At 39.8% G+C, this 12,125-nt stretch carries 7 protein-coding genes; all 7 read left to right on the forward strand.

From position 1 onward, the window contains the following. Nucleotides 1-232: 232 nt before the first annotated feature. The 7 genes from MKX41_RS31715 to MKX41_RS31745 all read left to right on the forward strand — a co-directional run bounded on the left by MKX41_RS31715 (nt 233) and on the right by MKX41_RS31745 (nt 12,107). Nucleotides 233-4,024: a collagen binding domain-containing protein gene (locus MKX41_RS31715; RefSeq protein WP_340974687.1), complete on the forward strand. Its 3,792-nt coding sequence runs from the start codon at nt 233-235 to the stop codon at nt 4,022-4,024. 286 nt (nt 4,025-4,310) lie between these two features. Continuing rightward, nucleotides 4,311-5,153: an MBL fold metallo-hydrolase gene (locus MKX41_RS31720; protein WP_042125099.1), complete on the forward strand. Its 843-nt coding sequence runs from the start codon at nt 4,311-4,313 to the stop codon at nt 5,151-5,153. A 129-nt stretch (nt 5,154-5,282) separates the two neighbouring features. Then, nucleotides 5,283-7,022, forward strand: coding sequence for a sensor histidine kinase (locus MKX41_RS31725; protein WP_340974689.1), 1,740 nt, complete (start codon nt 5,283-5,285; stop codon nt 7,020-7,022). 2 nt (nt 7,023-7,024) lie between these two features. After that, nucleotides 7,025-8,365, forward strand: a complete 1,341-nt coding sequence (locus MKX41_RS31730; RefSeq protein WP_340974690.1) for a response regulator transcription factor — start codon at nt 7,025-7,027, stop codon at nt 8,363-8,365. Nucleotides 8,366-8,490: 125 nt separating this feature from the next. Further along, nucleotides 8,491-10,224, forward strand: coding sequence for an extracellular solute-binding protein (locus tag MKX41_RS31735; protein ID WP_340974691.1), 1,734 nt, complete (start codon nt 8,491-8,493; stop codon nt 10,222-10,224). Nucleotides 10,225-10,313: 89 nt separating this feature from the next. Further along, nucleotides 10,314-11,204 carry an ABC transporter permease gene (locus MKX41_RS31740; protein ID WP_339269438.1) on the forward strand — a complete coding sequence of 297 codons (891 nt, stop codon included), beginning with the start codon at nt 10,314-10,316 and terminating at the stop codon, nt 11,202-11,204. A gap of 9 nt (nt 11,205-11,213) precedes the next feature. Next, nucleotides 11,214-12,107, forward strand: coding sequence for a carbohydrate ABC transporter permease (locus MKX41_RS31745; RefSeq protein ID WP_340974692.1), 894 nt, complete (start codon nt 11,214-11,216; stop codon nt 12,105-12,107). The last annotated feature ends 18 nt before the right edge of the window (nt 12,108-12,125 follow it).

Genomic DNA, 12,125 nt, shown 5'->3' on the forward strand with positions numbered 1-12,125 from the left:
GAAATTTACTAATACTTAGAGGAAGCCCTGACAGTGAACTCACTGTCAGGGCTTTTTTGTTATTCAAAAAATTTGCTAATTGAGCCAATTCTGGCGAAATTTCAGATCTGTTCAGAAATTGTTCATGTCGGCAAATTACAATCGAAGGGAGATTATTGAAGTATTTGGAGAACAAACAACTTAGAAATAGTCGAGTAAGTACTTTTATAGGAAGAAGGAGGACTTTCGTTTTATGTGGAAAAAGAAAATTGGTTTATGGATGGTAGTAATACTTCTTAGTACGCAGTTTTTCAATGCTTTTGGCTTCGATTCTCAGGTCAAAGCAAAGGCGATTGAGAACAGTGCTAATATCATTACAAGTGTGACGATGTCTGTATATGAGAATGGGGTACAGGTCACAGATTCTGTTTACAAGCTGAGCTCCACCGTGAAGTTGAACTATAACTGGGCGGTTCCAGATGGAAGTGATTACGTTGCAGGTGATACTTTTACATTTGAACTACCAGAAGGGTTTGTGCTCGAGAAAGACTTTTTGAATAAAAAGATTATGATTGAAGGGCAAGAACTGGGGCATTACGACATTATAAAAGGGAGTCCTAACAAAGTTACCTTAACATTCACCGGTGAAGTCGGAGAATATTTCGATGTCAAAGGTGCAATTGAAGTGGAGACTCGATTTGACACAACAAAGTTTACGGATACTATACCCTATACGATTAAGTTTCCGATAAATGGTGGTGCAGAGCAGGAGTTTACAGTCCAATTTAAACCTGAGGTTAGTTCTACTATTGACAAAGATGGAGTTGCGGTAGGCACTAATCAAGGAAATTATAATGCCAAACAGATTAAATGGACTGTTGATGTGAACAAAGTTATGGATAGTGTATATGGAGCTGCTGTAACTGATGTAATCCCTACGGGTTTAGCTTTAACTGATATAAGTGATATCAAGGTCAGTAAGCTTAATGTAGCGTTAAACGGTACTGTATCTCCGGGTGCTCCTTTAAACAATAGTCAATATTCTGCAACTCTAGTGGGGAACACCCTAGAGGTAAAGTTTATTACCCCTGATATTAATACACCTATTACGGAAGCATACCGTATTGAATACGTTACGGATGTTATTGATGATACTAAAACCACTTTTGTAAACACGGCAACTTTCAAGGGGAATAATACAGGACCTTTTTCAGATAATGCAAGTGTATCTCTTAATCATGGAGCATTATTGAAGAAATCTTTTCTCAGTTATAATTCCGTGACACAGGACACTTATTGGGCGATTGAGTACAATTATGGTGAAAAATCGATCTCTAAAGCAGATGCCAAATTGTTCGATTATTATACGGACTCTCAACAGTTTGTACCTGGCTCTCTGAAGGTATATAAATTAGATTTCACTAAGTCTAAAGATAATCCTGATAAAGTTTTAGTAACTGACTACACAGTATCTGAGAATACTTTAACTCCGAAAGCAGGGCTGAAAAATTTCGAATTATCATTTAATAATAATATTTCGAATGCTTACAAGATCGAGTATCAGACCCGGGCGAAAGATCGCATCGAAGAAGCAACAAAGGTTTCAAATACTGTTACTACTATAGTTAATGGTGTTACTAATGACAAGCCTGCGAGCGGGACACTTAATCAAGATATTATCTCCAAGAAGGTTGGACAGGCTAATTACGCTGATAAAACTATAAGCTGGACAATAAAAATTAATAGTGATAAAAAAGTAATGAATAATGTAGTGATTACGGATACCTTCCCTAACAGAGGTTTGAAATTTACTGATGTTGGGTTTGTTATCAAAGATGATAGCGGTAAACTAGTGGACTCTTCTATGTATACTCTTGATGATTCAAAACCTACAGAAGGTTTTACCGTGAAATTCAACTCATCAATAGATAAGACTTATACAATTACTTACAAAACGTATTTCAATAATGATTGGTTGAAGAATAGTAACGGGACTGTATATGATTGGGTTAAGAACGAAGTGAAATTTTTGAATAGAGCTTCTGTTGTATGGAATGACCCGTCCAATCCTACAGAAACGAAAACCATCACGGTTGAGGATACATTCTATCCTGATTCAAAAGCAAAGAATAATGGCTACAAAAACGGTTCCTATGACGCTCAAACCAAAGAGATTTCTTGGGAAATAGGGATTAACTACAATAGCAAAGAGCTTGATAAAGCTGTGCTTGTTGATACCTTAGAAGATAAACAGCAGTTGATAGAGGGATCTATAAAGGTTTATGAACTTTCGATAGAAAGCAGTGGTAACCCTAAAGTTGGAAAAGAAGTCACTGTTACTGCCAGCTCTAATCCCAAACTATATTCTGTAGATTACAATAAAACGACTAAATTGTTGAAAATAAGCTTTAATGAAAAAATTGCTAAGCCTTATTTGATTAAATTCAGCACCAGCTTAAAGGATCAAGTGGTCGAGAATGGAACGATTTACAATACAGCTAAGCTGTCTGACAATGGTGTGCCTGTATCAAAAGATTTGAAAAGTGAAGTTAGCATTCCAAACGGTGGTAAAAATGATCAATATGTTACCAAGTCAGGAGTACAGGACCCTAAAAATGAGACAAAACTAAATTGGACTTTAAAGATCAACTATAACCAATCTCTTGTAGAAGATGCACAAATCATTGATAATCCGGACGCTAATCAAATGTTCTTGCCGGAGTCATTCCGGTTGCTGCCGACAACAATTTTAAAGGATGGCACAGTCAATGAATCTGGTCCAGCACTCATTCAAGGAGCCGACAAGGATTATACGCTTGAATTTACAAAGGATGACAAGACAGGTGCAGAGCAATTTAAATTGAAGTTCAATAAAACGATTGAGAAACCTTTTATTTTGAAGTATGACTCTATAATTTTAGAGGCGAAAAATGGTGGGAAAATTAGTAACTCTGTTAAATTTAGTGGTAATGGATCCCAAACGGAAACCCAATCCAAAGAATCAAGTGTAACTGTAGTATTTTCGGATTCCAGTGGAATTGGACAAGGGACTAGAAAAGAATTAGCTGTCAAGAAAGTAGATGCAGCAGATAATAGTAAAGTTCTTGAAGGAGCTATCTTCAATTTATATCGCGTGTCTGGATCCGAGGAGGTTTTATTTAGCACATCTATTCCGACAGATAAAGACGGTAAAACAGTATTTAAAGATCTCCGGCCTGGTAAATACTTCTTGCAAGAAAAAACGGCACCTATTGGATATATCAAGGATGCAAATAAATATGAGGTGAAATTTAGTTCAACAACAGTTACAGATATGACTGTAACGAATCAAAAGATAGTGACTCCAACAACAGCACCAACAACAGCGCCAACAACAGCGCCAACAACAGCACCAACAACAGCACCAACAACAGCACCAACAACAGCGCCAACGGCAACGCCGACAGCAACACCGACGGAAACACCTGTGTCGACAGTAACACCTACGTCGACGCCAGACAATCCAATTTTCCCTGTGTCGACCCCGACGTCAATACCGGGAGTAATCGTTACGGCTACTCCATCCGCAACACCTGTGGTGGCGACACCAACAGTAACACCAACTATTACGTCGGTGCCAACTAGTACGCCTATTGTTCCGAAGGTGACGCCACCTGTAGAGAAACTGACTACAGATGAGGAAGTTCCTCTTGAAGGTGAAATACCACTTGGGGGCGTGCCGAGTGTCGGTGAAAAGCCAGATCATGGTAAGGTGACAATTACTAAGGATGGCAAGTGGATTTATACACCAGATCCAGGCTTCATTGGCAAAGACAAGTTCACGATCATTGTGACGGATGAGAATGGAAATGAAGAAGAGATTGAGATCGAGATTGATGTCGAGGAAGTACCGACAGGTACTGTGAAAGAACCAGGGGATAACAGCAATAAACCAACAGAGCTTCCGAAAACGGGAGAAGACAGTGCACTTCCTATTTACTTAGTAGGTGGAGGTCTAGTTCTTGTGGGATTTGTGTTAGCTCGAAGATTTAAACGAAGTAATTAATATATCGTAATGATAAGGGTGCTGTCCCGGCACTCAACACCCATACGATAAAAGTCAACGGAGCAAGGCTCCTCCTGTTATTGGAGGAGCCTTGCTTTTTTTTGGTCTATGGCTACTCGTTTCATAACCTTCTTCACTTACTACCCAACTCCCAACGAAGTGAACCTTGACGAAAATGGGATTTTCACTCATTATTCGTAATGTAGCGCCAGCGACACTATTTAGCATATATCTTTTTTTTACTAATTAGTAAGCGCTATCATAAAATGCGCTGGGAGATGATACCATGGAATTTATGTATTTAGGAACTGGAGCAAGCGAGGGTTATCCAGCTTTATTTTGTCAATGTGAACGTTGCTCTATGGCGATGGAGCTTGGTGGCAAGAATATTCGCGCTCGTACAGGAGCGCTTATTAACTCTGATTTGCTGCTGGATTTCTCACCTGACATGTATATGAATAAGCTTCGTTACAAATTGGATTTGGGGAAAGTTAATCATTTGATTGTTACGCATTCGCATACTGATCATTTTGCAGCAGCAGAGCTCATGATGAGGCATGAACATTGGTATTGTCAGCTGCAGGAGAGTGGAAAAAAACTGCATATTTACGGAAATGAAACGGTAGAAGAAACGATGAAATCAGCTCTTCGCTATGATTATGGAACCGATACGATTGAAGATCCTTTTTACGAGTTTCATATCATACAGCCTTTCATGCCCTTCACTCTTGGAGAAGTGACAGTAACCGCATTGCCAGCCCATCACAAGCCGGATGAACATAGCTTTATCTATCTACTTGAGCAGAATAACACAAGATTCTTATACGGCAATGATAGTGGTATATTCAGTGATGAAACCTTCAATTATCTACGTGATAAGCACCTGGACGTTGTTAGTCTGGATTGTAATTATGGGCTAGAGGATAGATATGATTATCATATGGGGATCTCCGGTTGTCGGATAGTAAGAGAACGTTTGCTTGACCAAAATAGTTGTGATACTAGTACATCATTTATTCTGACTCATTTCTCTCACTACAGCGCAGAGTTGCATGATACTTTAGTTAAGAATACAGCAGAGGAGAATTTCATCATTTCCTATGATGGGATGAAAGTCTTCTTAGCATGACGTGATGATGTTTATCTATAATTAAAAGAATAGTCATTACCCGTAAAATCCTCCCTTGAGGAAAGGACTACTTTACGGGTCTTTTTTATAGCTTTAAGGGCTCAAAATGAGTAGATACGGAGGTAGAGAATGAAGCTGCTGGCTACGGGAAAAGTAAAATGGTTCGTCTATCAGAAAGTTGTCATCGTATTTATCGTCTTTTTGATTCCGCTCATATCGATGAATATTTGGGTGAATTATAAAGGGATGTCATTCACCAAAAATACGATTTTGGACTCATCCCTGGCTGGGGCGTCGTTCTATTCCAAGCAACTGGATAAAGAGATATATTTCATCCGCAATCAACAATTACAATTTCAAGAAGATAAAAACATACAGAAGCTTAGTTTCCGAGGCGAAAGTTTAGAAAAGTATGAAGAGGTAGAATTAATCGGTAATGCTGAAGATCTATTGAATCGGATCATTGCCTCAAGCGAATATGTGGTTAACGCCGGGATATATATTAAGTCTCTGGGCAAAACGATCTCTGGTAAGACGGGGATCACGTCTATTCCTAATATGGAGTACGAAAAGATTTCCTCGTTACTTAACGTTAAGCAGAAGCCTTCATTCTATCGGAGCGGTGATGCGATTTTCCTTATAGAAACAGGAGGTAATGCGGAGCTTTGGTCGTATATTGAAATCTCAAAAGGTAAGCTACTGGAGGCACTAAATCAAATCGCAACCTTATATCAAGAATCGGAGGTATTTCTGGGAAGTAATGAGCTGGGAAATATTCTATCTACTACAGACGATCAGTTAGTATCTACTGAGGTCCTTAGGCTCATCACCAAACAGGATCAGTTTAATTCCGATATCCCAGAAATAAACAAGGTGAACGGTAAAAGTTACTTTATTGCCCATAACTTTATCAGTTCTTTGAATCTATCCTTGATTATGTACGTGAATCAGAATGAAATCACAAGACCCTTAAGCCAATTTAATACACTACTATATGCCTCTTTCGTCATCGCTATTGTGGTAATGATACTTTATTCTTATTCGGTAAATCTAATGATTCATAGGCCCTTATCCAAATTGGTTAAGACATTCCGTATGGTAGAAACGGATAATCTTGATTTAGTCATCGAGTCAAAGACCAAAGATGAGTTTTACTATATATTTAATAGTTTTAATCGTATGGCTTCTAGACTTAAGCGTTCTATTGAGGAGAATTATGAACAGAAGATTGCCCTGCAGCATTCGCAGTTGAAGCAATTGCAGTCACAGATTAACCCGCATTTTCTCTATAACAGCTTCTTTAATATTTACATGATGTGTAAAGTAGGAGATTCCGATAGTGCGGCTGAGCTCTCACAAAAGCTAGGGAGCTACTACCAATACATCACAAGAAGTGGATCGGACGAGGTGGCTTTCTTTAAGGAGTATCAGCATGCGCTTGATTATTGTGAAATTCAGTGTATTCGCTTCTCGAATCGTATTTCTTTCGAATATGAAGAAATACCCGTTTTGGCGAACGCGATTTTAGTACCGAGGCTGATTATTCAGCCGATTGTTGAGAATGTTTTCGAGCATGCTTTCGAAGACGACTCCCGACAAGGGGTTGTCTATATTGGTGCCGAATGCGAAGAGGGAATAGTAATTATCACAATTGAAGATAACGGCAATCTTTTAAAAGATGAGGAAATAGAGTACTTGCAGAAGAAACTTGCGATGGGTCTGAAACAAGTTGAGAAGACGGGATTAATCAACGTTAATAATAGACTCCAATTGAAGTACGGACCAGATAGTGGCTTGTTTGTCTCACGCAGCAAATACGGAGGATTGAGGGTAGAACTGATAGTTAAATATGAGAGTAAGGAAGTGTGATTATGTATAGATTACTAATCGTAGATGACGAGCCTGTGATTGTGAATGGATTAGTCCAACTGTTTCAGGATAACTCAGAATTTGAACTGGATATACGAAAAGCTTACTCCTCAAGCGAAGCTCTTGAAATTGCTAAGAAAACGAAATTGGATATTTTGGTTAGCGATATTCGTATGCCTCAGAAGAATGGTCTCCAGCTCGTGGACGAAATCGTCTATTATTGGCCATTATGCCGAGTGATTTTCCTTACAGGATACAGTGAATTTGATTATGTATACGAAGCGATTCGTAAGAATGTGGACAATTACATTCTGAAAACGGAAGGAATTGAACCTATTTTCCAAGCTGTGAAGGCAGCAGTCGACAAGCTAGACGAGGAGAACCGTCGTAGACTTCAATTGGAGAAGGCACAAATGCACTATCAAATCGCTAGTTCCTTCCTAAAGAAAGAGCTGATGGAGCGGGTGCTGAGCGGGGAGTCTATTACTTCTATACTCAATAATGTACGTTACAAGGATGTAGAGTTCGGCATTGCATTAGATCGTCCTTCGTTCTTTCTTGTTGGTATCTTGGATCGACTAGATGATCCTAAATTTAAAATGCCTCCGTCAGTTCAGCGTATTTTCCATGATCACCTGCCTGCATCTATTGCATGTGAAGAAGTGATTTATGATGATCGTGTATTCATATGGCTGCTTCAACCAGATGAAGGATTGCTGAATCGTTTTCGTAGTGGCTATCCAGATCAAGGGGTAAATTGGCCTGGAATCGTTGCTTATATGAGAGGGATATTAGAGCCTGTACAGAATGAGTGTGATGAGCTGCTAAGTGTCTGCGTTTCATTCGGAATATCGGGGGATTTACTTAACCATTGGGAATCAATCCATCTTCAAGTTGAAGCTGTGCGCTCTATGATTCTTAAGAGAGCTTTATTAGGTCAGCACATGCTTATCTTAGACCTTGAGAAACTAAGTCAACTTGAGGATACGATGCATAAAGCTGGAGGAATCGAGCAGGAAGATTTCAAGACGCTAATCATCGAACAAATTCACCAGTTTGTGCAGGAGAACCTATCTGGAGATTTATCCCTTACCTCAATTGCTGCAGAGGTGCATCTTAATCCGTCCTATTTATCTCGTTATTATAAACAGACGACAGGTCAAAATTTATTAGAGTATATCCAGTCGACGAAGCTGCATGTTGCTCTGCAGCTGATGAAGAATACAACTCTGAAATTAAATGAAATCGCCATCCGGGTCGGTTTTGAATCACCATCCTACTTTACAACATTCTTCAAACGGAAGATGGGTTTATCTCCACAGGAATATCGAAATTCAAAATAAGTAAATAAAGTGAAAGTGATGTAAAAAAAGTGAAATTGAAAGCGGTTTCCTCTGTGACTAAAATAATAACTAGGAACACTGATTAACAACAAGAATTGCAGCAAACAAAGGGGGGAAGCGTTCAGATGAAAAAAATGAGACCATGGAAAATAATTTTGTCAGTAACGATGATTCTTTCATTATTGTCAGCATGTGGAAGTCAAGGGAATGGAAATGCGAATGCACCATCTACGCCTAAGGAAGACACTACGAATAGTGCGACAGACAGCGCCACAGCACCTGATCCGCTAGGGAAATACCCGGAAACGGTCACTGTTACAGAAATACTAGGATATAATCCACCAGAAGATCCAAGAACTCCAAGCGGAATAACACCGGAACAAAATGCCTACCTGAAAGATCTCAAAGAGATGATGAATATTGAAGTGAAATACAAATGGACCGTTCCCTCTGCCCAGTTTGAACAGAAGTTCTCGCTTGCCATGGCATCGGGGGATCTACCCGATGTGATAGAAGTTGATCAGAAGAACTATGAGAAACTTAAAAAGCAAGATATGCTTGCTGATCTGACAGATGCTTATGCACAATATGCGTCACCAGCTCTTAAGGCTTATATGGACTCAGATGGTGGATTCGCGATGAAAACGTTTAGTGCGGATGGTAAGCAATTAGGTATTCCTGCATTTGAAGATCCCTTTTTATCCACGCAACTGCTATGGATTCGTCAAGATTGGCTTAATAATCTAGGTTTACAGGCACCGAAGACGATCGATGAGCTTGAGAAAGTTGCACAAGCATTCACACATAATGATCCAGATCAGAATGGTAAGAATGACACCTATGGTATCGCCATGCAAAAGAATCTCTTCTTTTGGGGATTTGATGTCAGAGGTTTCTTTAATGGATTCGGTGCTTATCCTTCCGTTGGTGATAAACAATCGGCTTGGATTAAAGGCGGCGATGACAAATTGTTACCGGGATTGATTCAGCCTGAAGTGAAGACTGCACTTGGTAAGCTACAAGCATGGTATAAAGATGGAATTATTGATAAAGAGTTTGCACTAAAGGATGAGAATAAGGCTGTAGAAGATCTGACTGCAGGTAAAGTGGGTATTTCCTACGGAGAGTGGTGGTATCCGAACTGGCCGCTTAACTCCAGCGTAGACAAAGATCCAAAGGCGGATTGGATTGCAATTCAGCTTCCAGGGATTGATGGTCCAGCTAAATCACTCGTTCCAAAAATTCGCAGCAACAAAATTTTCGTTGTGAACAAAAAGATGAAGAACCCAGAAGCAGCGATTAAGATGCTCAATTTCTACATCGAAGTTGGTAATAAGAAATACAAGGATAAGAACAAAGCGGCAGATGGCTATGTATACAACTGGTTTAACCCACGGATTGCCAACCCTGTTGATATTGATACGATTTACAGGGAAGTAAACAAAGCGCTCGATGCTAATCAGACTGAAATTACAATAGACGATGCAAATTATAAGACCGTTGCGGATACTTTCAAAGCGACTAAGGACTTCCTGGCAGGCGACACATCTAACGCTACCAAAGGTGTAAACTGGGGTCAATATTATAGCCGGGCTGCAAAAGACGGTGGCTGGGGCTTAACACGACAAATTAAAGAAAATCAACAATTTGTATACAACGAGTTTTACGGTCTTCCTACACCAACAGTAGTGGAAAAGGGCGGTCAGCTGGATAAGTTGATGCAAGAGTCCTTTACCAAGATTATCATGGGTGGTTCTCTTGATGATTTCGATAAATTCGTGGATAGCTGGAAGGCACTTGGCGGTAATGAAATTATCGATGAGGTCAATGAATGGTATAGCACGGAAGCTACGAAATAAATCATAGGGACAAGAAAGCGGGTGAGGTGAGTCGGGTGAGCCGACTCACCTCCCGTTTTAAAATGAGTAAGTTGGTGAGGAGGGCATCTATGAAATCACTGAAGAAAGAATATCCGCTTCATATCATGTTAATACCGGGTGTGATTGTTACACTGATTTATGCCTACGGACCGATGGCCGGCCTGGTTATGGCGTTTCAACAGTTTGAGCCGTTATCCGGTTTTTTTAAATCCGATTTTGTGGGATTAGATAACTTCCGTTATGTATTTAATTTACCGGATTTCAAGCAAGTACTTTGGAATACGCTAGTCATAGCTATCATCAAAATGGTATTGTCTCTGCTTGTCCCGCTCATTCTAGCTCTATTATTAAATGAGCTTACTAAGAAATGGTTCGCAGGTTTTATTCAATCCGCCATTTTCCTCCCGTTCTTCCTTTCATGGACCGTCCTTGGGGGTGTCATTATTGAATTATTCTCTCTGAATGGACCTATTAATGGCTTAATTTCCTCTATGGGCTTAGAACCTATCATGTTCATGCTTGATAATGGTTGGTTCCGGGGGATTATCATTGGCTCGGATGTCTGGAAAGGCATGGGCTACAATATGATCATCATGCTTGCTGCCATCACAGGAATTAATGCGACGCTGTATGAAGCGGCAGAGGTAGATGGTGCAGGGAAATGGAAGCAAATGCTTAACATTACGCTTCCAGGTATAGCACCGATTATTATTTTACTTAGTGTATTAGGTCTCGGTGGTATTCTTAACGCAGGTTTTGAGCAGATATTGATTATGTATAACCCGACTGTATATGCAGGCGCAGATATAATAGATACATTTGTCTATCGATTGGGGATGTTCAGCCAACAATTTGGACCTGCGGCAGCAGTGGGTCTCTTTAAATCGATAATATCTTTATTTATGGTATCAACAACTTACTATGCAGCTTACAAATTTAACAATTACCGCATATTCTAGGAGGTGGAGATGGTGCTACATAAACAATCATTCAGCAGAAAGTTATTTATCGTGTTCAATATGCTGTTGTTAACTTTCATTACCATACTCGGCATTATCCCATTTGTACACTTACTCTCCATCTCACTAAGCTCGAATACAGCTGCGATGGCTGGAGAAGTGAAGCTTTGGCCCGTCGGCTTTTCCTGGGATGCTTATGTATATTTAGGAGAAAAGGTAGAGTTCTTTCGTTCCTTGGGAGTCTCCGTAAAACGAGTAGTGCTCGGTTCAGTAGTTAACTTGTTTCTAGTATTTATTACTGCTTTTCCGCTGTCCAAATCGAATGATCAGTTTAAATTTAGAACCGTATATGTATGGATATTCGCGATTACGATGTTTTTTGGAGGCGGCTTAATTCCGACGTATATCGTAGTGAAGAATACAGGCTTAATCGATTCCATTTGGGCACTTATCTTACCAGGTGCATTGAATGTATGGAATATGGTTCTGATGCTTAACTTCTTCAGATCTATTCCAAGAGAATTGGATGAAGCGGCTACGATTGATGGTGCCGGACATTGGAGAGTACTTTGGCAAATTTATTTACCGATATCCCTTCCATCCATCGCAACGATTGGGTTATTCACCATAGTTGGGCATTGGAACGCTTGGTTTGACGGTATCCTTTACCTGAATTCACCTGAGCATTATCCGCTACAGACCTATCTTTCTACCTTGATTATGTCTATCAATGCCCAGATGTCATCGATGTCCATTGAGCAGCTCAAGGTGATGGAGAACCTGAGTGAGAAGACGATCCGAACGGCGCAAATATTCATGGGCGCATTGCCAATTATGGTAGTGTATCCATTCTTACAAAGGTATTTCGTAAAAGGAATGACGGTTGGTAGTGTTAAAGAATAAAGAAATAGAGGAAAGACA

This window comes from Paenibacillus sp. FSL R5-0475, assembly GCF_038004585.1.
In the GTDB taxonomy this organism is placed as follows: Bacteria; Bacillota; Bacilli; order Paenibacillales; family Paenibacillaceae; genus Paenibacillus_AQ.

Coding starts and splice junctions, on each gene's coding strand:
- MKX41_RS31730 (WP_340974690.1), top strand. CDS start 7,025: ATGTATAGATTACTAATCGTAGATGACGAGCCTGTGATTGTGAATGGA.
- MKX41_RS31735 (WP_340974691.1), top strand. CDS start 8,491: ATGAAAAAAATGAGACCATGGAAAATAATTTTGTCAGTAACGATGATT.
- MKX41_RS31740 (WP_339269438.1), top strand. CDS start 10,314: ATGAAATCACTGAAGAAAGAATATCCGCTTCATATCATGTTAATACCG.
- MKX41_RS31720 (WP_042125099.1), top strand. CDS start 4,311: ATGGAATTTATGTATTTAGGAACTGGAGCAAGCGAGGGTTATCCAGCT.
- MKX41_RS31745 (WP_340974692.1), top strand. CDS start 11,214: ATGGTGCTACATAAACAATCATTCAGCAGAAAGTTATTTATCGTGTTC.
- MKX41_RS31725 (WP_340974689.1), top strand. CDS start 5,283: ATGAAGCTGCTGGCTACGGGAAAAGTAAAATGGTTCGTCTATCAGAAA.
- MKX41_RS31715 (WP_340974687.1), top strand. CDS start 233: ATGTGGAAAAAGAAAATTGGTTTATGGATGGTAGTAATACTTCTTAGT.